Source organism: Planctobacterium sp. AWH2_060 (assembly GCF_056158425.1).
In genome coordinates this window covers 3,271,805-3,297,181 of the sequence record NZ_JBSWTG010000001.1, presented here as the reverse complement: position 1 = coordinate 3,297,181, position 25,377 = coordinate 3,271,805, and the positions used below count along the sequence as shown (strand labels likewise).

Sequence of the window (25,377 nt, the reverse complement as noted above, 5' to 3'; positions counted from 1 at the left end):
GAATACCTTTCAGAAACCTAAAATTAATCTGAATTTTTTCTCAAAATCGGTGTGCGGATAGCAATTTGTCCACAAGTAAGCAATTTAAAATCGGAAGTTGGACGGTTGAACCTGCGTTAAATCGCCTGAGCAAAGAACAGCAACAAATAACGCTTGTCCCCAAGGTGATGAAGGTGTTGATGGTGCTGGTGGAGTCACAAGGCCAGCCGGTAAGTTCACAAACCTTACTGGATCAGGTCTGGCCCGAACAGGTGGTATCTGACAGTTCGGTGTATCAGGCAATAGCGCAGTTACGCAAAGCATTTGGTGACTCAGCACAGGCGCCAAAATACATAGAGCGAGTTTCCGGGCAGGGATACCGACTCATGGCTGACGTTCGAACTCCACAGGTGGAGACTAATAACGGAGCTACATCAGGGCGACGTAATGCAGCCATCTCAGGGTTATTTTGTGCATTTCTCTTAATCGCTGTCGTTGGCTACTTCTTTGTTATTGATGGGACAGTCGACTCTGAGCTAAGGGATGACTCCATCGACAGCCTGACTTTGGTGCAGTTTGAATACCCTGACTCGTTGCGCAATGCCCCGGTAAGCGCCCTTTCCGATGTGTTAATGACACAACTTAATCGCCTCGATAATCTGGATGTAGTTTACCTGCACAGGGAGGGGGAAACCTTGGGTACGGATGTAAGGTTAGCCGGCAAGATACAAACAAGCGGACAGGATTTGCAGGTATTCCTGAATATCACCGAAGTTGAGACCAGCAAAGTACTCTGGAGTCAGATATATGAAGCTCCATCAGACTCCCTTTTGCAGCTGCAGCAAAGTATTGTTGAAGATTTACTGATATACCTAAAGCGCCCTGTGAATATGCAACTGATGGCAGATAATGAGGCCCATCAACAAAGTTTTGAACAATACCTGTTGGCACGGCATTTATGGCAAAAACGCACTGCCGATTCCTTGCGAAAGGCCGAAGCCATCTATCGACAAATGCAGGAGCAGGGGCAACTCTTTGCGCTGGCTACAGTCGGCCTATGTGAAACCTACTATTTCTTGCACATCTATTCTGACTTTCCTGAATCTCAGGTATTACAAAATTGTCAGCCTCTTTTGCAGCAGGCACTGGACGAACAACCGAATATGGGGGAAGCATTAGCTGCTCAAGCGGTGCTGATGAATTTTCAGGGGGAAACTCAGGCTGCGGAAGCACTGTTCCGCGAGGCGATCGCAAACAGCCCAAACTATGCGACTGGCTTAATGTGGTTTGGCAAGTTGCTGCGAGATACGGGGCGTTTCGAGGAGTCGCTGCAATTCTCCTTACGGGCTTTCCAGGTGGAACCTCAATCTCCGGTTATAAATCGTTCACTGGCTTATTCTTATCTGACTCTGAGTCAACTGGACAAAGCTGTGTATTATTTTGAACGGGCACTAGCTTTGGAGCCAGACTACTTTCTGGAGCCTGTGCAGATCCTCGACTTTTTACCATTAACCGTTGAGCGTGCAAGGGATTTTTTACAATGGACCACTGACTATCCGCACAATTTGAGAAAGATGCCTTATGTACAAATGACCCTTGTTCAGATATCTTTGTCGCTGGGAGAGGTGGCGCAAGCAAAGGATTTAATGCAACAAATACCCACAAATGCAATTAATCCCGCTTTTGCTCTTTACATGCAAGCAGCTTTAGCCATTGCTGAGGGCAATTACCCCGAAGCAGAATCGCTGTTGCTGGAACGCATGAGGATGTACCCGGCTAAACAACGTTTTGTGTTGCCGTATCTCGCCTTACTGCAGTATGCAGGTAAAGTAGAACAAGCGCACAAGCTCTTACTGGATTTTATGCCTGAGCTTGGTAATGAAGACTTTGTGGTGCATTCGGATAATGTGTTAGTGCTGCTGTTTTATATTCAGTTGTCAGAAGATTTGGAAATTACGTCCGATACAGTGCAGGCGAAGTTAAGCAATTGGTTTGAATTGAACTCAGGTCAGTCAAATTACTTTAGTCTTAAATGGCAACTTCAGGATAAAGAACAAGCTAATCACAGGTTAATTGCGTTAATGGGCAGTGGTTGGTTACCCGATTTGAACGCTGATCCGCTGGCTGAAATCAGTATGCAACAGCTTTTTGTGCAATCGGGCTTGGGAGCTGCGCGGTTTCAACAATTACTGCAGAACAATCGACAAGCTGTCTATATGAAACAAAATTAAAGGTTGGTCACATATCTTTTGGGTGTTCCACATCTTTGTTTGATACAAACTGATACATTCAGACAATAGCCGATACGACTTGGCAGGAAACCTTTACCTAAAATAGACATACTCAACACTATTTGTGAAAAACACATGTACCACAAACACACACTAAAAACACTGCTACTGGGGTTGGGATTGCTTTTATCTTCCCAAACGCTGAGTGCTGAAGAGAGCTTCTCTGACGAACTTGAAAGCTTCTTTGCCATCAGTCTGATTGGTGGTATTACGGAAACCAATTTGCTGGATCAGGACTTTAATCGAATTGATGAAACTGATTCTTTCCTCTCTGCAAATATCGAAATACAGCTTCGCTGGAAGGGCTTTTTCTACGAGAATCCCGGCAATAGTCAGGAAAATGTCAACGGGTTATTTTCTGGCGATGCCTTAGGCTACAACTTCTACAACGACAATAACTGGGCTGTAGATATTTACGCAGTTCATGCATTTGGCAAGGAAGAATTCTTTTTCAATGGGTTAGTGGAATCTGTCGATGAACAAACCGGCGAAGTGACCCGTGAAGTTAATCGTCTGGTTTTATACCGGGACAGTGATTATCGACTCGGGCTAAGAGCCACGGGCTACTTTTCTGACTATCTGACCCAGTTTATTGCTACCCCCGTCAGCTTTAATGACGAGATTGGTGGCGTAAATTTATCGGCGTCAATCCGGCGCACCTGGCTATACAAAAATTGGAACTTCTACGGCACCATTGGACTGAATTATCAAAGCAGTGAAATTGTCAATTACCACTGGGGGTTGTCACCTGAAGAATCTGAGCAAATTGCTGCGGTAATGCAAACAAATGACTCTCCGTTTCAACCTTACGAAGCTGGCTCGGGTATATACGGAGTGGCTGAGGTAGGGTTTGAATATCCCATATCCGAAAGTTTTGTTTTCGGTGGCTTCTATTCAACAGTAATACGATCGGACGCATTGAACGATACTCCGCTTAGTGTAGCGGGGCGTTTTGTCAATACGGCCGGTTTGTCTGTGACTTATGTGTTTTAAGGGGCAGACCATGAAAAATCAAAACCTTAAAACCCATCATTTTAGTCGCCTGACCCGGGTGTTGCTCAGTTTGTTGTGTTGGCTGTTGCCATTGCAGACTCAAGCGCAACAAGAAACCGGTGAGGTACTGACCTTGAGCCCCGAAAAATGTGTTGCCTTGCGACAGGGACAAACCTGCTATGTGGATATCAAGCTAAACTGGAAGACCGAGAAAAAAGCGGATTATTGTCTCTTTGCTTCAAACCGGGAAGCGCCTCTGCAGTGTTGGCAAAAATCAGATAATGGTGAACTTAGCATGGAATTTTCCAGCAATGAAAACACCTGGTTTTACCTCAAGCGGCAGCAAGAAACACTGGCGCAGTTGGAATTGAAAATGGCCTGGGTGTATAAAAGCAAACGATCTTCAGTGACCTGGCGAGTGTTTTAATCCCGTGAGCGAAAATGTACAAAATACCATTTTATTGGTGGAAGACGATGAGGAACTGGCTCACTGGACCCAGGAGTATCTGAGCAATAAAGGCTTTCAGGTGGATGTGACCGCCTCGGGTTTGGAGGCAGTGGCAAAAATCAATGCCAATCCGCCAGATTTAGTGCTGCTCGATGGCATGTTACCGGATCTGGATGGTCTGGATGTCTGCCGTCAGGTCAGACCGGGATATAACAATCCCATTATCATGCTAACCGCCAGGGATGAAGAAATTGACGAAGTGCTCGGCCTGGAAGTTGGTGCTGATGATTACATCACCAAACCGGTACGTGCCAGAGCATTACTGGCACGAATTCGTGGTCATCTCAGACGTAGTCAGAGTAGCGCTGTCAATACACCGCAAGATACGCCAGTTTCTCAAATTCAGTTGAACGAATTATTAATTGATAAACAAAACCTTTCCGTGACATTGCGCGGTGAGCCAATTTCTATGACCTCTGCGGAATTTGATGTGCTGTGGTTATTAGCGCAAAAAGCCGGTGAAGTGGTTTCCAGGCAGGAATTGGTGAATCAGTTGCGGGGCTTTGATTATGATGGCTTTGACCGTTCCATTGATCTGCGTGTGTCTCGTATCAGGAAAAAGCTGGGGGATGATCCCAATGAACCCTATCTGATAAAGACCATATGGGGTAAAGGTTACCTGTTTGCCAGGGAAAGCTGGTAAATGCGCTGGTTGAGTCTTTCACTGGTGGCCATGGTATTGGTGGCCACTATCGGGCTCGGCTGGGTATTTGACATGGTATACCAGCAATATGCGGATACTGAGTCATCTGAGTCACAAGATGAAATCCGCCATGCGGAACTATTAACTAAACAGTTAGCCCACACTTTATCGCGTTCCGGTGATAGTCAGGCGTTTATCGATTCATGGCTTGGCGAGAGCGGTTATCAGCTAAGTATGATTTCATTGTCTGAGTTGGTATTACCTGAGTCGTTGTTAGAACTACTGCAAGCGGGCGAGCCGCTAAACCTGGAATCTGATTCTGATATCAGTATCCATTACCTGGTGCCAGACTCGGAGCAGATTTTGGTGCTACAAATACCTGTTGGTAACCATCAAAACAACCACCTGACCGGCCGTTATGGTTTTACATCCCTGTTTTACCTACTGTTGATTGCGCTGTTTTTATTGTGGGTCAGACCTCTGGTGGATCGTTTACTGCAGTTGCGCAAAACCGCACGCGCCTTTGGCAAAGGCGAACTCAGTCAGCGAATTTCAGTGGGCAAAGTTTCCTACATCAGTGACTTAGAAGTGGAATTTAATCACATGGCACAGCGTATCGAAGACCTGGTGTCAGACGTTAAATTACTGAGTTCCGCTGTTTCACATGATTTGCGTACCCCTTTAGCCCGTATCCGCATGGGATTGGATACCCTTAGCGAAGAGTCTGATCCAGATAAGCGTCAGCAATACGAAGAACGTATCAATGAACACATTGACGACATGGTGGAACTAATAGAAACCCTGTTGAGCTACGCTCGCTTTGACCAGGCTATGTTGCAACTGGAAAAGCGCGAAGTGAATGTTAATGAGTTGCTGGCAAAGTTGGTGGCCAAAAAACAGCAGCCGGGTAAAACCTTGACGCTGCACTGCAACGAAACATCTGGCTCATTTCTGGTTTATGGCGATAGCACTTATCTCAAAATGCTGGTAACTAATCTGCTACAAAACGCATTGCAACATGCCTGTGAACAGGTTCAGGTGCACCTGGAAAGGGGTAACGACATTATTATCTTACGTATTAATGATGATGGTGCGGGTATTCCTGAAGAACTCATCAGCGATATATTTAAGCCGTTCGTGCGCAGCCGCAACAGCAAGTATAAAGGCCATGGGGTGGGCTTAGCTATTTGTAAAAGAGTGGTGGACTGGCATCAGGGCAATATCAGGGTACAACCTGGTACAGCGCTAAAGGGCGCGGAATTTGTGGTGTCATTGCCGCTTCTGGGCAATTAATACTGATTGCTATAAGCAAGGAAAGAAACCGCCGTTTTGGCAACGGCAAAGGCGATGTGTCCGGTAAAATGTATCAGCCTGATACATTTTGAAAAAGTCAGGTACAAGCCCATACAGCATTACTGATTTGCTCCCTCTACACTGTGTGCAGTTTAAAGATTTAACTCTACACAGGAAGCAATATCATGTTAAAACGTATCTCTTTGATTTCTTTGGCGGTAATGGGATTAGCCGCTTGCGGTGGCTCTTCAAGTTCTAATCTCACTCCCACAACACCAGCCCCAACACCAACACCCGATCCAGAGCCGGTTTTTGCTGCCGTCAGCAGCGCCGCTCAAGCCGAAATGCAGACCAATGAATCGGCCGCTGTTTCAGTTGCTATCTACAAAGATGGTGAAGTGGTTTATGCCGAAGCCTTTGGCAACAATCAATGGAATAACGGTGCGCCGGTATCGACAGACACACTATTTCAGCTGGGTTCCACAACTAAGATGTTCACCAGTCTTGCTACCATGCAGTTGGTGGAACAAGGCATCATTTCTACAGACGATACTTTAACCAGCACGCTTCCGGGCATTAAATATGCGCCAGAACAAACACAGGGCTGGAATGACATTCAGATAAGTCATCTGATGAATCATCAGGGCGGGTTCTCTGATGACTATCAGGCAATGGCAGATAGCAGTGAACTATTGAGTTTCATGCTGGAACAATATGGTAATGCGAATCCTATGATGGTGGAGCCGGGTAAGTTCTTTAACTATAACAATCCCGGTTACTCCTATCTGGGAGCCATTTTGGAGTACTTTGGTCAGCAGGATTATCGCGACATTATGGCGCAATCGGTGTTTGAGCCTTTGGGTATGACTCGCACCACCATGCGAAAATCTGAGGTCATCAGTGACGGTAACTTTGCCTTAGGTGTTTATAATAATGGCAATGGTAACTCCACTGGATATACAAGTCTCAATCAGGTTGAGGATTGGTTACCCACACTTCCTGCTGGTGTTTATACCTGGTCTACGCCCACCGAGTTGTTAAAAATGGCGGAGTTTCTGATGTCAGGTGATGATGCTGTATTGGCGGATGAGTATCGTCAGGAAATGACTAAAGCGCAGGTGTCCATGGAGCAGGCTGGTCTGCCACTGAACTATGGCTACGGTATATTCATCGATGAAGGATTTGCCTATAACAATCGCTGGTATCCGGCGACAGTTTGGCAACACGGTGGTAATACCGAGGGTTATACATCTATGTTTTGGATGTTACCGGAAGAAAATGTTGCTGTGTCCATTATGAGCAGTGGCGTTAGTGATCACTACATCAATACCATGGTTGAAGCGCTTAAAAGCGTCATGGAGCTGCCTGAGTCACAGTCAATGCCTTTTGGTGAAGTGGACACCAATACCTTTGACCGCCATGTAGGCACCTATGATGCTGGCGCAGTCACCATTGAGGTGACAAATAACAATGGCGTACTTAATGTTTACGTACCTGAACTAGAAGCCCAAGGCATTGAATACGCTCCGACGTTACAGGCGATTGGTGCAAATACCTTTTTAGCTAATGCCGATGGTGAAATCACTGATCTGACTTTCTTTCCAATGGAGCAAGGTGGCGACTCGGTCTATATCAGAAATCGTGGTTTTGTTGCAATTCGGGTTGGTAACGAATTGTCTGAACGTCCTGCAAAGGCTCGTGAACTGAGAACCAGCTCTCCAGCCAGTAAAGTGATTTTAGATTAAATAGCTTCAATTAATATCAACCTTGTAGGTCGGTCTTCAGTCCGACACCGTTTTTATAGTCAACCCTGTTGTCGGGTTGAAACCCGACCTACACTGGTAGGCGGGTCTTAATTCCGACAACAGTTTTTATCGCCAAACCCCGCTACCTACTAGCAATAAGTCCCTTCACACCGAGCCAATCTCAATCTGCAAATCTCTGTTTTTACTGAAATTCTCAAAAAAAGTGCAAAAAACCTTCAAGGAAATTTTTGAAAATACGATAACCCTAAGTGAGAGAGCCAGTGACAATCACTTAATAAAAACAAAAAACGGGTGATTGTTGAATATTAACGATTTGACTGTACGACGACAGTCACCGGTAAAGCCCAAATACCTCACAAGCTGATCCGGATCGAGAGTGTAGGAGAGAGACAAATGTCTTTATTTGTTAATACTAACGTATCTTCATTGAACGCCCAGCGTCAATTATTCGATTCAGGCAACGCCTTATCAACTTCGTTTGAGCGTTTGTCTTCAGGTTTCCGTATTAATCGCGCCGCAGATGATGCTGCCGGTTTACAGATCACCGACCGTTTTACCTCACAAATTCAGGGCCTTGACCAGTCAGTGCGCAACGCCAATGATGCGATTTCAATGGTGCAGACTGCTGAGGGTGCATTACAAGAAACGACCACGGCATTACAACGTATTCGTACTTTGGCCATTCAGTCACAAAACGGTATCAACTCTTCAGCTGACAGAACTGCTTTGCAGCAGGAAGTAACCGCTTTAGTGGCAGAATTGTCAAGAATCGGTACCGATACCCAATTTGCTGGTAACGCAATATTAAGCGGTAGCTTTTCTGCAGCATTCCAGGTGGGTGCCAATGCCGGTCAAACGATTTCTGTCAACTTGTCTTCTTCAAACGGCGCCAGCTTTGGTGCGTCAGGTTTGGGTGTAGGTACAGTTGATATTTCAACCGCGGCCGGTGCTTCAGGTGCATTAACCTCAATCGACACTGCGATTTCATCCATCGGTGCACAACGTGCTGAATTGGGTGCCTTGCAAAACCGTTTCCAGTCAACGATTCGTAACCTGAGTAACGTTTCAGAGAACCTGTCAGGCGCACGTTCACGTATCAAAGATACTGATTTTGCCACTGAAACAGCGAGCCTGACGCGTAATCAGATTATCCAACAGGCCAGTACTACAGTTTTGGCCCAGGCGAATCAGCGTCCACAGTCAGCATTATCACTGTTAGGTTAATATTGACCTAGGTTCGACTCTAGTCGGACAGGGGTTGTGAACCAAATACCTTTGTCCGACTGAAGTCGAACCTACAGCCGAACCTACAACGTAGTAAATAATTTTTACCCATATGAAATGTTCACCGTCAGGAGGTAGTGTGAGAACCCTTTAAGGCAGGAGAACATTTCCGAGAGTTTCGCTCACTCTCTCCTAACGTCGGAGCGTTCAGCCGGAATAATTTATTCCGGCTTTTTTCATTTTAAAAACCAATTTATCGGGAATAAAATTGCTACACTAGACGTTAAATGGAAGTCAGTACACTTCTGAATTTGATAAAAAGGGAATTGAATCATTTTTAAAAGATATTTAAGAATACTTAAGGGCTATTCTGTTTTACGTTTGCTTTTTAACTATCGTAAAAAATGCAGAAAATTATTTGAACAACGTGCCTCACATAATGAGTTCATGACGCATCACTATTTCGTTCATGTTGTTGAACGATATGCTGATAGTATACAGCGACAGAATCATCAACCGTTAATAGAAAAAGCTGAACGTGTTTTGTCATTACCCTATCTGACCGTTACCGACAAAAATCGCTTGCCTCCTTCCAATATTGCCAATGATTATCTGTCGTTTGCTCCATATTACTGGCATGAGGATAATCCCGATCCTTTTACTAAGCCCAAAATTGCAAAATTCAAAAAGGATGGCCGACCGAATCCGGCATTGACCAAATTATCTGACAAACCCCGGCTCGCACAGATGTGTGCCCGTGTGCATCTGTTAACGCTGGCTTACAAACTGAGCGGGGACCTCAAATACGTCGAATATATTAATTCACAGTTGATATGTTGGTTTGTGACACCTGAGACTCGCATGAACCCGCACATGGAATTCGCGCAAATTATGCCTTGGCGAAATCATCGCAGGGGGTTGGGGATTATTGATGCCCGTTGGTTAATTCTATTGCTTGATGCGGTAGCTATTTTGCTGCATGCGGGGGCTTTAAATGACGAAATTGCAAAGTCTTTGTCTAGCTGGATTAAGGCGTTTTCACTCTGGCTACTGCGTTCTCCTGCGGGGCTTTTTGAAGTGGCAATGCGCAATAATAGAGGAAGCTGGATAGATGTTTTGTTGACCTATAACGCCTTGGCTCTGGGTGTTGAAGACGCCGCATTATTGATAGCAGAGGGAGGTTCGAAAAATAGACCTCAGGAGCAATTCAATGAACTCATGATGCAGCCCTTCGAGATGCAGAGATATACATTTGTTAGTTATTCTCTGTACAACATTTATCCACTGTATTACCTGTTCAACTTTCTCAGGTGGAAAAAGCAGTCAGAAAAAGACCAAACAGTTGTTAAAAATCTTGAACAAGAAATTAAATTGCTGGATAAAGCTGTGAGTACCTTGCAGACCATGATCCCGCCGCACGAAATGAATAAGATAGAGGCCATAGACTTCGACGAAGCGTTTTCATTGAATCTATACTATCCCTATTGTTTTTCGCAATTGCAGAATTTTCCAGGAATTTACCCGTTTCCCTCTGGTGGTGATGTTAGCGTTTCTCTATGATCAGGGTAATTTCCCCCACTTCGATGCCAAACTTGTTGATGCTGGTGCGGTTTATCAGGCGGTCTTCGCTGATTAAATACAACCAGTCATCCAGATGTACATTTAAAGTATCGCCGTCATAGGGGATGGTCAATTGGTATTGCCAGCGAAACACTGCTCCACGAGTTTGACCCTTGGCAACGCCTACGACATCTCCTGCGGTACCTGTATAACGCCCATCGCCTAAATAATTGAGTGTCCATATGCGGGTTTGCTGTTCGCCATCATCAAAATAGAAAATCTCGTCCAGGGTGCCCGTATCGCCCTGCCATGAGGCTTTGATATCAGCGGTAAAGCGGCGGGTCATTTTGCCGGAAAAATCCTGCAACATGCCATAGACTTTAAGATCTCCTTTGAAAAACTCTTTCAGATCCAGTTTTGGCTCAGTGGCAGAGTAATCGTTGACATCCACGCTACTACAACCAGAAATCAAAAGAGTAACGCCGAGTAATAAGTACCTGATTAGTTTACTTTGCATAGAAATTACCTGCTTAGGGAGTTAGTTTTTGCCAATGAGCTGTTTTCTGACATCTGGTGCGCTGGTTTGTGGCGACAGCCAGATATCCAGAAACGCCTGAGCAAATTGCTGATCGCTGAGTTGTCCCAATTGTTCATTATTGAAGTAGAAGTAACTGATTTGGGCTTCGTCTATATACAGGGTCAATGACTGACCGCGCTCAACGTCGGGCCAGAGTTGTTGTAACTCTGTGGTCCAGGAATTGACTTTCTGTTCATCATAAAAGCCCAACTTTTGCCACTGATTAACAGTCTCTTCTATTAGTTGTTTTTTGCTAAAGTCCCGCAGGTAAGTTAACTTCAGTGCCACCGGGTATTGGTTGCCTTGGTAAATTCCATTTTCCGAGTACAGCCGGGCTTCATAGATATCCCAAAACAGCACGCTTAGTTTTCCCTCACCAACCAGCGTCATTTGTGGCCAGGGAGGAGTTTGTGTCTCCGCGTGAAATTTATTCCCTATTGTGAGCATCCCTGTGATGAGTAGGATGCTAAGCCAGAGTTTCATGTGCACCGGCCTTAGCAACCAGTTTGTAAAATATGGGCAGCAAGATTCCCCAAGCCAGCACCAGGATCAGGCTTGTAATCCAGATGCCCTGAGCTAATTCAACAGCGCCAAACCTGGAACCGGAAAGATAGCTAACCGTTCCGCCCAGCGCCCCCAATGGTACCTGCCAATAAAGCGGTTTATCCGCCAGCCATGCCATGCTGTGACGCAATGTGAGCACAAAGCCAATCCACAGACAGATCAACCAGAAGGGAAACTGTTCTTCGGCAAATACATAAATACCTGCCTGCATCAGAGTAAAATCCAGAGCGATACCTATTAATATCGCTTTGTAGGTGTGCAAAAAATCGGTTTTTCGGCTGGGGCTAAGGGCAAAATGCAGCGTGATTAAACTGGCACATATCCAGTTATTCTGGAAGATAACGGCCGCTACCCACAGCAACTGAAACAGCACAAAATTGGCAATGTTAAACTGTTTTGCCGTTAGCATTATCACCTACCTCATAAACTGTGGCTTGCGGGTGATCAGGTGCACCGTGCTGATGGCTCTTTGTAAAAAACCGCCTTCACAGTAACAAAGATAATAGGTCCAGAGGCGTTTAAACTGCTGGTCGAAGCCTTCTTTGGACAGCTCTGGCCAGGCGTCCAGAAACTTCTCGCGCCAGTCGGTCAGGGTCTTGGCGTAGTGCAGTCCTATATCATGCAGTTCGTGGATCACCATGTCGGTATTGTTGGTCAAACACTGGCTCATGCGCTGCACAGAGGGTAAACAGCCACCCGGGAAAATATAGGTTTGAATAAAGTCTACTTCCTTGCGGTAGTGATCGTATCTCTGATCGGCAATGGTTATAGCCTGAATCAACATTAAACCGTTTGGCTTTAACAAACTGTTGCACTGCGCAAAGAAGCCATCGAGATACTCATGGCCTACAGCTTCGATCATTTCGATGCTTACCAGTTTGTCGTACTGACCGTTTAACTTTCGGTAATCCTGTTTCAGCAGTGTAACCTTATCTTGTAAATCTTCCTGTTGAATGCGCTCTGCTGCGTAATCGTGCTGGGCATCAGAAATGGTTGTTGTGGTGACTTTTACGTCATAATTTTTGGCCATATAAATTGCCAGTCCGCCCCAACCAGTACCGATTTCCAACACAGACTCACCGGGTTGCAAATGCAGCCGCTGACAAATGGTTTCCATTTTGTGAATTTGCGCCGTTTCCAAATCCGTCATAGTTTCCGGATAAATAGCGCTGGAATACTGCATATTCGTATCTAAGAAGCGCTTGTAGAGGTGATTACCTAAATCATAGTGGGCAAGAATATTCTTTTTCGCCTGGTCTTCGTTATTGCGGTTTTTGAATTTCTTGAGGAAATAACCAAGTCTTACCAAGGGACCGAATTTCTTTTCAACTTGATCCAGAGCGCTCTGGTTGGCCACAAAGAATTCTATAACCCGGGTTAAGTCGGGAGAGTTCCACTTACCGGCCACATAGTCTTCTGCAATGCCAATGCTGCCTTTGAGCATCAGAGTTTTAAATATTTGCCGATCATAAACCTGAACCTCCGCCTGCAGTGATGCTGCGCGATCACCGAAATGGTGTACTTCATCTCCCAGCTTCATGGTTAACAGGCCGCTACTGGCACGGGCTAACAGTTTAAACACCATGGTTTGGAAAAAGTCGCTGCTACGGGTTGCTGTCAGACTGGTTTTAGTTTGAATTTGTTGCACAGGGTTCTCCGTTAAGACTAAGCCTGATTTTCAGGTCGCATTTTGTGAGCAAGTGCCCGCCAGATTGGCGCGGGTAATATTGCCAGTAGTTTTAAAATCATAGTAAAGAAGTAAGGAAAATGTATTTCTCTGTGCCGCTTTTCCAGACCTGTCACAATCGCTTTCGAGGCAAGTTCGACACTGACCTGCATCGGCATCTCGAAATCGTTTTTGTCGGTAAGTGGCGTTTTGACAAAACCAGGACAGATCAGACTGACATCAATGTTGTGTGGTTTGAGTTCGATAGCGAGCGTATTGGCAAGATAGCTGGCTCCGGCTTTTGCTGAGCCATAGGCTGTCGCTCTGGGAAAGGGCAAATAGGCTGCGCTGGAACTGACGATGCCGAGCTGACCCCCAGATTTGACCTTGGGTAACAGTGTTTCAAGGCAATAACCAATGGCGATCAGGTTTACCTTGATAATGCGCTCAAATAAAGCCGCGTCGAATCGCATCGGGTTATCAATGTATTCGCAGTTGCCTGCGTTTAACAGCAGCACATCCAGTTCACCAGAAATCTGCTGCGCAGCTTGTTTAACCTGTTCGATATCAGTGACATCAAATACCAGCGCCTTCAGATTAGGATGTTGCTTTTGCAACGCTTCCAGCTTGTCGCGGTTGCGTCCACAGGCATAGACAGTCCAGCCAAGCAGCGCATAATCCTTAGCTAGCTGCTGGCCGATACCTGAAGAAGCCCCTGTGATCAGTACCTGTTTCATATCCGACATACACTATTGCGATTTTAAACAGGATTACGCTGTAGAGACTGAAACGGGTCACTTTTGTCTGAAAATTTTTAACGTGCTTTTAATTGTTCTGTGATGGTTACCAGTTTGTCCACCATGCCAGGCTCTGTTGGGATATGGGCGCCACCCTCCACTATGTGCAGCTGACTATCTGGCATACTTTGATAGATATCCCAGGCGCTACGCAATGGGCAAATCACATCGTATCGACCATGTACTATGTGGGTGGGGATATGACTAATCTTAGCCGCGTTCTGCAAAACGTAGTTATCATCTTCCAGAAAGAATTTGTGGTAGGCAAAATGACATTCAGTGCGGGCCAGCGCTAACATCTTGTCACTGGCGGTGATATCTCGACTGGACTCGGAGCCGGGTATTAACGTCATGGTATTTGCACCGTAACTGGCCCAGGTTAATGCCGCAGAGCGGGCAATCTGAGGATCCTGATGGGTCAGCAATTGGTAGTAGGCGGCAACAATTTCAGCATCATCTTTATCGTTCACCGGCGCTTTAAATTCCGCCCATTTATCTGGAAATAATTGCGCTGTGCCGGTACCACCATAAACCCAGTCTAAATCTGTTTGCCGACCTAAAAATACCCCTCTGAGTACTAACGATGATATTGAATCCGGATATTTTATCGCGTAACACAGAGCCAATAAGCTGCCCCAACTGCCGCCCATCACCAGCCATTTTTCGATAGCCAGATGTTTGCGCAGTTTTTCCAGATCTTCAACAATTTGCCAGGTATCGTTCTCTTCGAGTTCAGCATAGGGCTTACTGCGACCAGCGCCGCGTTGGTCGGGCAGAACAATTCGGTAGTGGGAAGCATCAAAGAAACGACGGTAAATAGGTAAGATGCCAAGTCCCGGGCCACCGTGTAAAAACAGGGCAGGCTGGCCTTTGGCATTACCCACTTGCTCATAGTGAATTTCATGTAAATCGGAGACCTGAAGTTTGCCTTCGCTATAAGGCTCAATTGCTGGAAACAGGGTATTCAAAATGACTATCTCGTGGAATCAAAAAACAAGATAGTAACCTATTTTTACCTATTGTTTTTCTGATCTTTGCTAAAGGTGAGTTCTTCTGGCCAGCTATCGGGCTTGGCATAGGTTAGCCGGGTTATCTTTTGGGTATTGTGATAGCGGTCAAGTCCGGAAATGGCCACCGTGCCTAGCTTTTCTATGTCGATACTGCCGTCGGGTTCAATGGCGTCCTGGTCTGTTTGAATCAGTACGACCTTGCCAATTATGAGTTCAGTTTGATTGATTTCCAGTAGTTGAATTTCTTCTACCTGCAAGCCCATACGCAGCCTGCTTTGTGCCACAAATGGCGCCTGAAAATCAGCTTCATAGCTGGCGATTAAGCCTGTTTCGGTGAATTCGCTTACTTCAGCTGCATAACGGGCAGAGCATTGATGCGCTGCCAACAGCATTTCTTCTGAAACGTGATTGAGGGTATAAAAACCCGTATTTTTAATGTTTTCCACTGTGTCTCTGCGCACAGTTCGAGGGCGAGTGATCATGCCCATTAATGCTGGCTCCGCACCAATATGAAACACCGAACTCACAATGGCTAAGTTTTCCACACCGTCAGAGTTTACTGTGCCTACCAAATTGGCACTTTTAAATCCTGACAAGGAATTGATGAACATTGCGCGGTAGCGCTGTTGCATGGATTGTATGTCTGCAAGGTGCCATGATTTCAAGATTTTGCCCTTTATTTGGATTCTGGCTGGTGGAGTTGTAAACGTAGTGACTCGGGCTAAGATCAGTTCAGGCTAAAAGAAATTCCATGGCTGAGCCGCTATCTTCAAAAATTTGCGCCTGCCATCCCTTCGACATAGATGTGAGAAAATCTGGCGATGTTTTCATCTGTCACCACGATGGCTATTTTTAGAGGGCCCTGAATAAAAGATTCATTTTTATCCAGTAACGCAATTCTTCGAATTTCTTCTTCATTAAAAGAGACCGTTTGAACTTCTCGATAGTCGTATAGGTGCCCAATGCAATCGACATCGGCCCATTGTTCAAATATTTCTTTGTCCAGGCTGACCAGGTCTTCGGATGAGACATGACCGGTAAACACAACCTTTATTACCTGATTTTCCAGAGACAACTGATAGGACATTAATACTCTTTTACTGAACTTTGTAAGGTTATTAAACAAGGATAATCGGAATTGTCGGAATTGTAATCAATTAAATTTAACAGGCAGTTAACATTTTCAGGTTCAATGGGATAGGAAAAGTAATATTTTATTTTGAAAAATCTCTGAAATGTTATACTATCACTCTCCCCAATCAAAAGTGAGAGTGAGGAAGTGCGGGATACTATTGGTACCATCTTGTCGAGTCTGTGCATTGTACATTGCGTGTTGAGCGCTTTGTTGTTGCTGCTTGGTAGCGCCGGTGCTATTACTGTTACCTGGCACACTTCTGAGATCCATCTTTTGTTCTTCTTGCCGGTATTGCTGTTTGCCGCCCTGAGTTTTCCTTTTGCACGTCGTCAGCACGGAGTCAGGTTACCCTTGTTGTTAGGAATGACTGGTTTGGTTTTATTGACCATTTCTTTGATGCTGGAAGTCATTTGGCATCTGCATGTTTTAGAAACCATTTTAACGGTGATCGGCGGTGGTGTATTGATATATGCTCATCAAATGAACCGTCGTTTATCTAATCTGCAACCATCTTAAAAAAATAATATTAAAAGCGAGTCGTCCTATGCGTAGTGCATTGCTGGGTACTGTGTTTGTCTTTAATTCATTCGCTGTCAGTGCGCAATCCGCGCATGTTCACGGTGAAGTATCAGTACAAGTCATTGGTGAAAACAAACAACTGTCTGTGCTCTTGAGTAGTCCGCTTACCAATATTGTCGGTTTTGAACATCGACCCGCAAAGCCAGAAAATAAGTGGCGTCTGAACAATGCGGTGGCAGAGCTTAAAAAAGCGGATTGGCTGTTATTAAACGAAGGTGCCTGCGCGCTGAAATCTACAGGTGTCAAATACTCGTGGCAAGAGGAAGATATAGACTCCTCACGTTTTGACGAACATGAACATCACGGCGAACATGAACATCACGGCGAACATGAACATCACGGCGAGCATGAACATCACGGCGAACATGAACATCACGACGAGCAGGAGCATCATGACGAGCAGGAGCATCACGACGAGCAGGAACATCATAGCGAGCACGAACATCACGATGAACACGAACATCACGACGAGCACGAACATCACGACGAGCACGAACATCACGACGAGCATGTCGAAGTATCGATAACCTACTATTATCAGTGCACTGAGTCACAACCTGAATCATTGCAGGTAAAATTACATGCACTGTCTCCAGGCATTGAAAAGATTCAGTTACAGTGGATCACTGATGAGGGACAGGGAGCAGCAACTCTGGACTCTTCAGAGCAGATTGTAGAATTATGATAGTTGCAGGGACCTAAAGGTCCCTGTTTCAATTTGTTCGCTGTTAGACTTTCCAGTCTCGGCTCAATTGATCCAGCAAGGACAACACTTTTTCACTGGCATTTTCCATTTTAATCAAGTGCTTAATGGCGGCATTGTGATTACCGCTCTGGGCTTCTTTCATTGCCGCAACACCACTGCGATGCACCTCAGCGTGGGGGGCATCAAGTTCGCCAAAGGCTTTGTGACGTCCAAATATGTCTCTGCCAGCTCCCTGATACCATTGCCCTAAACGACAGCTGCTGTGATCTGAGAAATCACCGATGTCTATATTGCTTTGTTCTTGTAAAACGGCATAAACGTCAGCCTTCCAGACTATGTGATCCAGCTTAACTGTCTGGATAAAGGTGCGGTTAGTGGTATCGGAAATGGCGTCTTTCATAGAGCCACAACAAGATACTATGGCTGAGTAGTGTTCATTGAGCTGTCCTACACCATCAGACAGGCTTTCATTATTGCCTTTGAGTTCGTCTACGGCACTCACCGCATATTTGGTAGAACTAATGATATTGGTAACCAAATCGGCCACTTCACTGGCGGATTTGTTGGTTTCTGTAGCCAGGCTTCGGACTTCATCGGCTACCACGCTGAATCCGCGTCCGGCATCACCGGCCCGCGCCGCTTCGATAGCAGCGTTTAGTGCCAACAGATTGGTTTGGTCTGAAATGCTGGTGATGGTTGAAACAAACTTATTAATGCTGTCAGCTTTTTCTGATAAGCCATTGATACTGCTGGTCATACCACCCATTTTATTACCCATTTCTTCCATGGAAGCAACGATACTGGCCAGTGAGCTGGAAGACGTATCAAATAGTTCAGAGACCTGACGCACTGATTGTGATTCTTCGTCAATGCGTTGAAAGGAGCTCAACACCGTTTCGCGAATACCTTCCACCTGTCTCAAAGAGCCTGACATGCATTTCACCAGCTCTGACTCGTAGTCGTTGCTGACTTCTTTTTTAGCGTACAGCTCTTCTTTTAAGGTGCGGTTTTCTTTTTCAAGATGGCTTATTGAATCTTCCAGTTCTTTTAACTGAGCGCGCAGCGCTGCGCTTTCATCGAGCGCGCTTTGGTGGGTAGAGGCAAGTACAAACATAGGTGCTCTTAATTTTTGCTTTAATAATAAAACCAATCTAACGGATTGGCGGCCGAATGCAATAATATTGCTTAATTTTAGCCTGGTTTCATACTAACGTGTCATTCTGAACGAATTATCGCTTCGTCTGTTAATGGCAATTCGATATAAAACTGAGAGCCTTTATTCTCTTCTGATTCAAACCAGACACGTCCACGATGTTGCTCAACCAGTTTTTTCACGATGTACAACCCCAGTCCTGTGGACTTTTCGTTAGAGGTGCCGCTTCGTCCACTGTTAGTAAAGGCTGAAAATAACTGCGCCCGGATGTTTTCAGGGATGCCAATGCCTTGGTCTGCGACGGTAATTCGGGCATTTTTTCCCGAGGTGCCAATGCTGAGGTTGATAGTTTGCCCTGCGGAAGAAAACTTGATGGCGTTGCTCAGCAAATTCTCAATGACTCTGGCAAATTTAGCCTGATGCAAATCACAAAAAATAACATCTTCCTGATATTGGAAATGCAATTGCAGTTGTTTTGCCAAGGCTTTCGGTTGATGTGCCTCCACTAATCTGGCCAGCGTTTTCACAATATTGTTGGTCTTTAGGGTTATTTCATTGCTCTCATTACTGAGCTTGCCGTAATCACGCAGTTCTTCAACCAGATCTGAGCAGCCCTTTCCGGCATTTATAGCCTGTTCGAGATAGCTGTTTAGTTCAGATGTGGGCGCTATCTGATTGGTCATCTTAATGAGGTCCAGATAACCCAAACCAATTGAAATCTTATTATTGATGTCATGGGCAATGATGGACATGATGCGGTCTTTGTCATTGTTGACCTGAATCAGCTCTTGGGTTTTTTGATAAATTTGTTGATCCAGCTTTTTCTTTTGCCTGACAAGGTGGTGGGTTCTGGCGACAAACAGATACCAGATAAAAAGTAACAGCCCCAGCAACACTGACAGTAAAAACCACCAGGTTTCATACCAGGCAGGCAAACTCACCATTTCAATGGTCATGCGATTATCTGTCCAGACTCCGGTGCTGTTGGTGCTTTCAACTTCAAGGCGGTATTTTCCGGGCGACAGGTTTGTATAAGTTGCTCTGCGGTTATCGGCGTTGCCGTATTGCCATTTTTCATCGAACCCAGCTAACCGCCAGCGATAGCGGATCTTTTCAGGGCCGGTGTAATCCAGTGCGGAAAATTCTAAAGATACGCCTTTGGTCTCTGGCGACAGCTGCAATGGCGTATTCGGATCCAGATTGATTAGTTGGCCGTCAACTTCAGCGCGGCTGACAACCAAAGGGGGCTGGAAGGGCCAGTAGGTAAATTTGCCTGGGTTTATTAACAATAGCCCCTGATTCCCGCCAAATAATATGGAACCATCAGTGGTCAGAGTTTGTGAGCCCAACCAGATGGTGCCGATATCCCATTTATTATTTTGACTCAGGTTGATGGATTGTTGGTTCTCAATGTCATAGACACCTTTGTAGTGCCACAACCTACCAAGGTGATCAGACAGAATATTCGCTGTGTATTCTTGTTCGATATTCAACGACTGATTTACCGAAACGAATGTCGCCTTTTGTCCGTCCCAGCTGTCTAATTTATCCAGACCGCTTTCTGTTGCTACCCATAGCTGATTATTTTTATCTACATGTAGACTATTAATGGCATTGTCAGATAACTGGCCACTTTGGCCCGGCGTAACGTTGATCTCCTGTACTGTTTTGGCGTTGGGATTCAGGTGAAATAAACCATCGTCGGTTCCTACCCAAAGGCTGGCGGGGTTTTGCCAGGTCAAGGTATAGGTGATGCGGCCTTTGACGGGTTCGTAGTTGCTGTAGTCGTCTATCAGGTTGAAAGAGTAATCTTGTAAATCTATGTAGGCGACGCCTTTGGTGGAGCCTATCCATAAGCGCTGCTTTTTATCTGCAACCATAGCGGTAATGGTGTTAAAACCCTTTTGCGCAGCAGCAGGAAAGGGAATAAAGCGCTTTTCCAGCGGATTGTAACTGAATAACCCCTTTCTGCGGGTCCCTACCCAGATTTCACCATTTTGAGTGTGTAGCAACGATAAAATATCATTTTCTGGCAAGCTTTGCGGGCCTTCACCACTATCGTCAAAATGGGTCACTGTGCCCTGTCGTTTGCTTATTCTGGATAACCCTGCCTGGCTGTAACCCAGCCAGATATCACCATTATCAGCCTCGGCAATGGCTCTTATACGCGCATTTTTTATTGTGCCTTCGCGATAAGGACTGTGTCTGAGGGTTCGGATACTGTCATTTTGCGGGGCAAACAGGTTCAATCCGGCTCCCCAGGTGCCTATCCAGATGAGGCCCGTACGGTCTTTAAACAATGCACCGATATTGTTTTGATTGATACTGCTGGCGATGCTGCGGTCGTGTCGAACTTGTTTCAGCACTTCCAGTGTTGTGACATCTACCAGGGTGATGCCACCATCAAGAGTTCCGATCCAGGCCTCTCCGGTGTCTGACTCCACAATAGAAACAACCCAGGGATGGCCCAGTCCGTCTGCTTCAGCGCCCAACCAGTCAAGTGCATGGCTGTCTGGATCAAACCTGGCTAATCCTTTTTGCAAGGTGCCAATCAGCAGCGCCTTTGAACGGCTTTGCGTCATTGTGTGGATCTGGATACCGTCAAACTCAGCAAAACTGCGGCCTGATAAAACATCCTGCTGATAATTCTCTGAAGGCAGATTGATACGGCAAAGACCATTTTGCGTACCCAGCCATAGTCCACGACTATTGTCCAGGTAGAGGCTGCGTGGGCCTTTATCCTGATACACAGTTTCGCAACCATTAATGTTTTTAATGGCAACCACTTGTTTACTATAAGGGTTTAGATAATTCAGGCTCTGATTGGTGGCAACCCAGACGCGCTGACTGGCTTCTCCTACAATTGCCCGGATAGAGTTACCGTTGCGGGTGTCTTGCTCGGTGCTAAAGTCAAAATGTTCGAAGTTATTGTCTTTGGGATCGAGGATAGAAATACCATCGCTGAAGGTGCCAAACCAGATCTTGCCATCTGGTGCATTCCAGATAGTTCTGATGTAGTTGCCGGCTAATGAATTTACTTCGTCGGGTTGGTGGGTGAATTGTACGAACTGGTAGCCATCGTAGCGAACTGCACCTTGTTGGGTGCCAATCCAGATAAAACCGTCGCGATCTTGCGCCAGTGAAGTCACTATGCCATCGGGAATGTCGCGGTGGTCAGCCACAGATTCAAAATATAAATCACCCTGAGAGAAGATACTACTGGCAGACGCAACATTCCCCGTTGCGAAAAAAATTATTACCAGAAAAATAAATGAGCGCATCCTATGCCATTTCCTTTTAATCAAAATGATCTCTTATACTTTATTCGTTTTTGTTCGAAATTTCTTTATTTTAAAACCTGTCATATTGAGTCACTATTGTTTTGTACCGTTCAGTATTTAATAACTCCGGAGAAATATTATGACTAACACCTATCAGCCCCCAGCGATCTGGCAATGGCAACCCGGCAACGGTGGCGCCTTTGCTAATATTAATCGTCCAGTGTCGGGAGCTACTCACGAAAAGTCCTTACCCAAAGGAAAGCACCCCCTGCAACTTTATTCCCTGGCGACCCCAAATGGCGCCAAGGTGACTATTATGCTGGAAGAGCTGTTGGCCCTGGGGCACAGTGCTGCTGAGTATGACGCCTGGCTAATTAATATTAGTGAAGGTGATCAGTTTAGCAGCGGTTTTGTGGAAATTAATCCAAATTCGAAAATTCCTGCATTATTGGATGTATCGGGTGACAAGCCGCTGCGGATTTTCGAGTCCGGTTCTATTTTGCTATATCTGGCGGAAAAATTTGGCGAGTTATTACCCACTGGAGCAGAAAGGACCGAAACCCTGAATTGGTTATTTTGGCAGATGGGTAGCGCCCCCAGTGTTGGCGGTGGTTTTGGCCATTTCTACAACTATGCACCGGAAAAGTTTGAATATCCCATCAATCGCTTTTCCATGGAAACTAAACGCTTATTAGACGTTTTAGATAAACAACTGGCCAATAATACCTATGTCGCCGGTGAAACCTACAGCATTGCCGATATTGCCATCTGGCCCTGGATGGGCAATCTGGTACTGGGTCGCTTGTACAACGCTGCGGAGTTTCTGCAGGTGCAGGAATATCAACATGTCATGCGTTGGGCGAAATTGCTGGATGAACGTCCTGCGGTGCAGCGTGGCCGAATGGTAAACCGCACCTGGGGAGAGCTGCACGAACAATTGCACGAGCGCCATGACGCTGACGACTTCCAAGACAAAACGCAAGACAAGCTGGAAGCCTCTTCCTGAGTTTAGCGGTAAGCCTGCCTGACTTGTTCAAGCATTTCTGTCAGTTCGGGACGCTCATAAAGGGTCCCGTTGTTAATGACCGCCGCAATAGTTTGGGTGTGGCTGATATCCAGCAGTGGATTGCGCTTAAGCAAGAGTAAATCAGCTTCAAAGCCCTCAGCGATTATACCGGTATTTTGCTCATCCCATTGGGCGGGCGCTTGAGTCGCCGCCCGCAATGCCTGGATGTTACTGAATCCCAGTGCTACCAGTGCCTGCAATTCCTGATGCAGGGATATACCCGGCACCACCATTGAAGCGTTGGTGTCGGTGCCTGCCAGTATTCGCACTTCTGGTTGTGCCATGGCCTTCAGTAAAATTTCAGCGGCCTGAGCATAAGTTGCCCAAAACTTTCCGGTGCGTTCCCGGTTGATTTTTGAAACCTGGGCCGATACTTCAAACTGATTGTTACCCGGTTGCCAGCGTTTTACCGCATGCGGATGAGTAAAGCTGGTATCAGTTTCCTGCCATAACTGCTCCAGTTCGATAGCCTGACGGTAAAATGACTGGGTTAGCCATAAGCTGCTGACTACCGCGATATCCTGCTCTTTAAGTTTTTTGGCAATGTAGTCACTCCGCTCATGTACAAACTGTAAAAAATCGTCACGGGAATCGGCGTTGTAGCCGCCAAAATCACGACTTAGTGCTTTGACAAACTCTTCCACATGGGCCACTTCATTTTGTCCAGATGACCATAGTTCAGTTAAGTTAATGGCATCCGGAATATGACCGACAATTTTGAGCTTGTGGACTTGCCCAGCTGCAATGATGGCACGGTACATATGTGGGTTAATATCTCCGGCTATTTTTACCGCCTGATAGCCCTGACTGGCTAAATCCGCAACCAGTTGTCTGGCTTGTGCTTCGTCAGCAACATTAAGACGTGTACGCACTAGCGAATCAAACCATCCAGCGAAACCGGATTTACTGCTGATCTTCTCACTGGCCAGAAATATATCGGGTCCGGTGCCGCCTTGCTCAATGTTTTCGCGCCATTGGAGGTGCAGGTTGTTGCCAGCCATCTCCCGAATGCCGGTAATGCCATGGGCCAGAAAGACCTTCAAATCATTTGGGCTTTTTTGCAGATGTGCATGGGATTCAATCAAGCCGGGGATAAGATATTGATTGCTACCGTCTATCTGCCTGTAACCCTTTTCGGATATCGTTTTTGATGAAATCGAGCTGATTACGCCATTGGCGATGCAGACAGTGCGGTTGGGCAACATTTTATCACCCTGCTCTGCCAGCAGGTTCACATTAGTAATGCAAAATGGCTCTTTGCCAGACTGATGGGCTGTTTCATTTTCCTTTGAATAACTGCTGCAGGCTGTGCTAAGTAACAGGGTAGCGGCGATAAAGCCATAACCTACGGTAGTCAGGTTGTTGATTAAATTCACGATAACTCCTAATGTTTTTGGCTGACACTAAGGAGAAACGGACAGGGAAACCTCTCAAAACAGGTATTGAGAGTAGTTAATGTTGAGCTAAAAATTGTTTTGGTGTTAAACCTGTATGTTTTTTAAAGGCGCGGTAAAAACTGGCTTCAGAATTAAAACCACAATCCAGCGCAATAGCCAAAATGCTGCTGGTGTTATCTGGCTGCTGCAGTCGTTTTTTAACCTCTGTAATACGTTGTTGGTTGATGTAATCGCGAAAACTCATGTTGAAGTGCTGATTGATGCTATAAGAAAGGTGGCTTTGATTGACATCTAACGACTTTGCCAGCGATTGAATACTCAGGGTTGGTTCCAGAAATCGCTGTTTAGCCAGAACTTCTTTTTCAAATGCCAGGGCCAACTGTTCGGCCCTGCCTTGAGGTAATTTTTCGCGGGAGGCGGGCTCTACAAAAGATGCAGCCTGTGGCGGCATTTGCTGTTGTTGATAGCCCTTAAATCCGAGTGTGTATATCACCAGGGCCATAAACAGAAAATACATTTTCCAATGCAATATCGACCAACTTTCTAATTGGAATAGGCGGTCCACCACCATGTTGGTTACCAGCAAGGTAATTAATAAGGTGATCAGTACCAATATCTGAGCTAACCAATGCAGGGTGGGCAAGCTCAGATCGGCGCTGTAATTGTGAATATTAGAGCGGTAGTGGCTGAGCTTTCGATAGCCAATGGCAAGATAAGCCACGGCCAAAATCACCAACAGCCAGTCTTCCAGTTGCTTAATTGGTTGGTAACCCAGTTGGGCTGCGATAGCTTGTTGTGATTCCTTGCTGGTCTCTGGCAAGACAGAAATCCAGATGAACACAGCGTAGCTTTGCAGCAAACAAAACGGCAGCAAGTGCCACCAGGGTGCAGCGCTAAATTTTTTGCTGGGCTGCAGCAGTGAAACAGCGTACAGATAAATTAATGCCGGGCAGGCCAGTTCTGTCGCAATGGGGAAAAATGACCAGGGAGGCTGACCCAATACGCCGCTGCTATTAAGCAACATTTTAAAGGCCACAGCGCTAAAGCTGAGCAGGGCGAACGCCAGATATTTATTACTGCGAGAGTTATTTGGGCTGCGCCATAATAAGACGCAGCTAATACAGCCCTGAAAAATACCGAGCAACAGTAGGGTTTCAAACCAGGAAAAGTTCATGGGGTATACCATACA

The 25,377-nt window shown here is 45.8% G+C and carries 23 protein-coding genes; 11 read left to right on the top strand and 12 right to left on the bottom strand.

Annotated elements, in window-relative coordinates; all coding sequences use genetic code 11:
- Positions 1-65 precede the first annotated feature (65 nt).
- The 8 genes from ACXAD8_RS14070 to ACXAD8_RS14035 all read left to right on the top strand — a co-directional run bounded on the left by ACXAD8_RS14070 (position 66) and on the right by ACXAD8_RS14035 (position 10,257).
- Complete coding sequence (locus ACXAD8_RS14070; protein WP_475229781.1) at positions 66-2,210, top strand: winged helix-turn-helix domain-containing protein; 2,145 nt, start codon at positions 66-68, stop codon at positions 2,208-2,210.
- Between the two features lie 135 nt (positions 2,211-2,345).
- Positions 2,346-3,263: a MipA/OmpV family protein gene (locus ACXAD8_RS14065; RefSeq protein ID WP_475229778.1), complete on the top strand. Its 918-nt coding sequence runs from the start codon at positions 2,346-2,348 to the stop codon at positions 3,261-3,263.
- Between the two features lie 10 nt (positions 3,264-3,273).
- Positions 3,274-3,690 carry a DUF3019 domain-containing protein gene (locus ACXAD8_RS14060; protein WP_475229776.1) on the top strand — a complete coding sequence of 139 codons (417 nt, stop codon included), beginning with the start codon at positions 3,274-3,276 and terminating at the stop codon, positions 3,688-3,690.
- A 4-nt stretch (positions 3,691-3,694) separates the two neighbouring features.
- Entirely contained in the window at positions 3,695-4,414 is a 720-nt protein-coding gene (locus ACXAD8_RS14055) for a response regulator (protein ID WP_475229773.1), read from the top strand.
- Positions 4,415-5,707 (top strand): HAMP domain-containing sensor histidine kinase, encoded by a 1,293-nt coding sequence (locus ACXAD8_RS14050; protein WP_475229770.1) that lies wholly within the window; start codon positions 4,415-4,417, stop codon positions 5,705-5,707.
- Positions 5,708-5,892: 185 nt separating this feature from the next.
- Entirely contained in the window at positions 5,893-7,452 is a 1,560-nt protein-coding gene (locus tag ACXAD8_RS14045; RefSeq protein ID WP_475229768.1) for a serine hydrolase domain-containing protein, read from the top strand.
- 414 nt (positions 7,453-7,866) lie between these two features.
- Positions 7,867-8,697, top strand: coding sequence for a flagellin N-terminal helical domain-containing protein (locus ACXAD8_RS14040; RefSeq protein ID WP_475228109.1), 831 nt, complete (start codon positions 7,867-7,869; stop codon positions 8,695-8,697).
- 381 nt (positions 8,698-9,078) lie between these two features.
- Positions 9,079-10,257: an alginate lyase family protein gene (locus ACXAD8_RS14035; RefSeq protein WP_475229765.1), complete on the top strand. Its 1,179-nt coding sequence runs from the start codon at positions 9,079-9,081 to the stop codon at positions 10,255-10,257.
- On the opposite strand, the gene ACXAD8_RS14030 is transcribed toward ACXAD8_RS14035, so the two are convergent.
- The 8 genes from ACXAD8_RS14030 to ACXAD8_RS13995 all read right to left on the bottom strand — a co-directional run bounded on the left by ACXAD8_RS14030 (position 10,241) and on the right by ACXAD8_RS13995 (position 15,958).
- A complete protein-coding gene (locus tag ACXAD8_RS14030) occupies positions 10,241-10,774 on the bottom strand; it encodes a DUF3833 domain-containing protein (RefSeq protein ID WP_475229763.1) in 534 nt (177 codons plus the stop codon). The two genes, ACXAD8_RS14035 and ACXAD8_RS14030, sit on opposite strands and share 17 nt — an antisense overlap.
- Before the next feature lie 21 nt (positions 10,775-10,795).
- The gene (locus ACXAD8_RS14025) at positions 10,796-11,317 is read right to left on the bottom strand and encodes a chalcone isomerase family protein (protein WP_475229760.1); all 522 of its coding nucleotides are present in this window, start codon (positions 11,315-11,317) and stop codon (positions 10,796-10,798) included.
- Positions 11,301-11,807, bottom strand: a complete 507-nt coding sequence (locus ACXAD8_RS14020) for a DUF2878 domain-containing protein (RefSeq protein ID WP_475229758.1) — start codon at positions 11,805-11,807, stop codon at positions 11,301-11,303. Before ACXAD8_RS14020 ends, ACXAD8_RS14025 begins: the two co-directional genes overlap by 17 nt.
- 6 nt (positions 11,808-11,813) lie before the next feature.
- Entirely contained in the window at positions 11,814-13,037 is a 1,224-nt protein-coding gene (locus ACXAD8_RS14015; RefSeq protein WP_475232966.1) for a class I SAM-dependent methyltransferase, read from the bottom strand.
- Positions 13,038-13,063: 26 nt separating this feature from the next.
- A complete protein-coding gene (locus tag ACXAD8_RS14010) occupies positions 13,064-13,801 on the bottom strand; it encodes an SDR family NAD(P)-dependent oxidoreductase (protein ID WP_475232965.1) in 738 nt (245 codons plus the stop codon).
- A gap of 77 nt (positions 13,802-13,878) precedes the next feature.
- On the bottom strand, positions 13,879-14,829 hold the full coding sequence (pip, locus tag ACXAD8_RS14005) for a prolyl aminopeptidase (protein WP_475229756.1): 951 nt from the start codon (positions 14,827-14,829) through the stop codon (positions 13,879-13,881).
- 44 nt (positions 14,830-14,873) lie between these two features.
- The gene (locus tag ACXAD8_RS14000; RefSeq protein WP_475229753.1) at positions 14,874-15,536 is read right to left on the bottom strand and encodes a flavin reductase family protein; all 663 of its coding nucleotides are present in this window, start codon (positions 15,534-15,536) and stop codon (positions 14,874-14,876) included.
- A 104-nt stretch (positions 15,537-15,640) separates the two neighbouring features.
- Positions 15,641-15,958, bottom strand: a complete 318-nt coding sequence (locus tag ACXAD8_RS13995) for a hypothetical protein (protein ID WP_475229751.1) — start codon at positions 15,956-15,958, stop codon at positions 15,641-15,643.
- Positions 15,959-16,150: 192 nt separating this feature from the next.
- Here ACXAD8_RS13995 and ACXAD8_RS13990 point away from each other — a divergent pair, with 192 nt between their 5' ends.
- Together ACXAD8_RS13990 and ACXAD8_RS13985 are read left to right on the top strand one after the other, a co-directional pair.
- The gene (locus tag ACXAD8_RS13990; RefSeq protein ID WP_475229748.1) at positions 16,151-16,522 is read left to right on the top strand and encodes a MerC domain-containing protein; all 372 of its coding nucleotides are present in this window, start codon (positions 16,151-16,153) and stop codon (positions 16,520-16,522) included.
- A 28-nt stretch (positions 16,523-16,550) separates the two neighbouring features.
- Entirely contained in the window at positions 16,551-17,270 is a 720-nt protein-coding gene (locus tag ACXAD8_RS13985; protein ID WP_475229746.1) for a ZrgA family zinc uptake protein, read from the top strand.
- A gap of 43 nt (positions 17,271-17,313) precedes the next feature.
- Here ACXAD8_RS13985 and ACXAD8_RS13980 read toward each other — a convergent pair whose 3' ends face one another.
- On the bottom strand, positions 17,314-18,405 hold the full coding sequence (locus ACXAD8_RS13980) for a methyl-accepting chemotaxis protein (RefSeq protein WP_475229743.1): 1,092 nt from the start codon (positions 18,403-18,405) through the stop codon (positions 17,314-17,316).
- Between the two features lie 101 nt (positions 18,406-18,506).
- The gene (locus tag ACXAD8_RS13975; protein WP_475229740.1) at positions 18,507-21,725 is read right to left on the bottom strand and encodes a ligand-binding sensor domain-containing protein; all 3,219 of its coding nucleotides are present in this window, start codon (positions 21,723-21,725) and stop codon (positions 18,507-18,509) included.
- A 139-nt stretch (positions 21,726-21,864) separates the two neighbouring features.
- Here ACXAD8_RS13975 and yghU point away from each other — a divergent pair, with 139 nt between their 5' ends.
- A complete protein-coding gene (yghU, locus tag ACXAD8_RS13970; protein WP_475229738.1) occupies positions 21,865-22,731 on the top strand; it encodes a glutathione-dependent disulfide-bond oxidoreductase in 867 nt (288 codons plus the stop codon).
- Between the two features lie 2 nt (positions 22,732-22,733).
- Here yghU and ACXAD8_RS13965 read toward each other — a convergent pair whose 3' ends face one another.
- Positions 22,734-24,167, bottom strand: coding sequence for an amidohydrolase family protein (locus ACXAD8_RS13965; protein ID WP_475229735.1), 1,434 nt, complete (start codon positions 24,165-24,167; stop codon positions 22,734-22,736).
- Between the two features lie 76 nt (positions 24,168-24,243).
- A complete protein-coding gene (locus ACXAD8_RS13960) occupies positions 24,244-25,362 on the bottom strand; it encodes a helix-turn-helix domain-containing protein (RefSeq protein ID WP_475229732.1) in 1,119 nt (372 codons plus the stop codon).
- Between the last annotated feature and the right edge of the window lie 15 nt (positions 25,363-25,377).

Coding starts and splice junctions, on each gene's coding strand:
- ACXAD8_RS14065 (WP_475229778.1), top strand. CDS start 2,346: ATGTACCACAAACACACACTAAAAACACTGCTACTGGGGTTGGGATTG.
- ACXAD8_RS14060 (WP_475229776.1), top strand. CDS start 3,274: ATGAAAAATCAAAACCTTAAAACCCATCATTTTAGTCGCCTGACCCGG.
- ACXAD8_RS14050 (WP_475229770.1), top strand. CDS start 4,415: ATGCGCTGGTTGAGTCTTTCACTGGTGGCCATGGTATTGGTGGCCACT.
- ACXAD8_RS14045 (WP_475229768.1), top strand. CDS start 5,893: ATGTTAAAACGTATCTCTTTGATTTCTTTGGCGGTAATGGGATTAGCC.
- ACXAD8_RS14040 (WP_475228109.1), top strand. CDS start 7,867: ATGTCTTTATTTGTTAATACTAACGTATCTTCATTGAACGCCCAGCGT.
- ACXAD8_RS14030 (WP_475229763.1), bottom strand. CDS start 10,774: ATGCAAAGTAAACTAATCAGGTACTTATTACTCGGCGTTACTCTTTTG.
- ACXAD8_RS14025 (WP_475229760.1), bottom strand. CDS start 11,317: ATGAAACTCTGGCTTAGCATCCTACTCATCACAGGGATGCTCACAATA.
- ACXAD8_RS14020 (WP_475229758.1), bottom strand. CDS start 11,807: ATGCTAACGGCAAAACAGTTTAACATTGCCAATTTTGTGCTGTTTCAG.
- ACXAD8_RS14010 (WP_475232965.1), bottom strand. CDS start 13,801: ATGAAACAGGTACTGATCACAGGGGCTTCTTCAGGTATCGGCCAGCAG.
- ACXAD8_RS13995 (WP_475229751.1), bottom strand. CDS start 15,958: ATGTCCTATCAGTTGTCTCTGGAAAATCAGGTAATAAAGGTTGTGTTT.
- ACXAD8_RS13985 (WP_475229746.1), top strand. CDS start 16,551: ATGCGTAGTGCATTGCTGGGTACTGTGTTTGTCTTTAATTCATTCGCT.
- ACXAD8_RS13980 (WP_475229743.1), bottom strand. CDS start 18,405: ATGTTTGTACTTGCCTCTACCCACCAAAGCGCGCTCGATGAAAGCGCA.
- ACXAD8_RS13975 (WP_475229740.1), bottom strand. CDS start 21,725: ATGCGCTCATTTATTTTTCTGGTAATAATTTTTTTCGCAACGGGGAAT.
- yghU (WP_475229738.1), top strand. CDS start 21,865: ATGACTAACACCTATCAGCCCCCAGCGATCTGGCAATGGCAACCCGGC.
- ACXAD8_RS13960 (WP_475229732.1), bottom strand. CDS start 25,362: ATGAACTTTTCCTGGTTTGAAACCCTACTGTTGCTCGGTATTTTTCAG.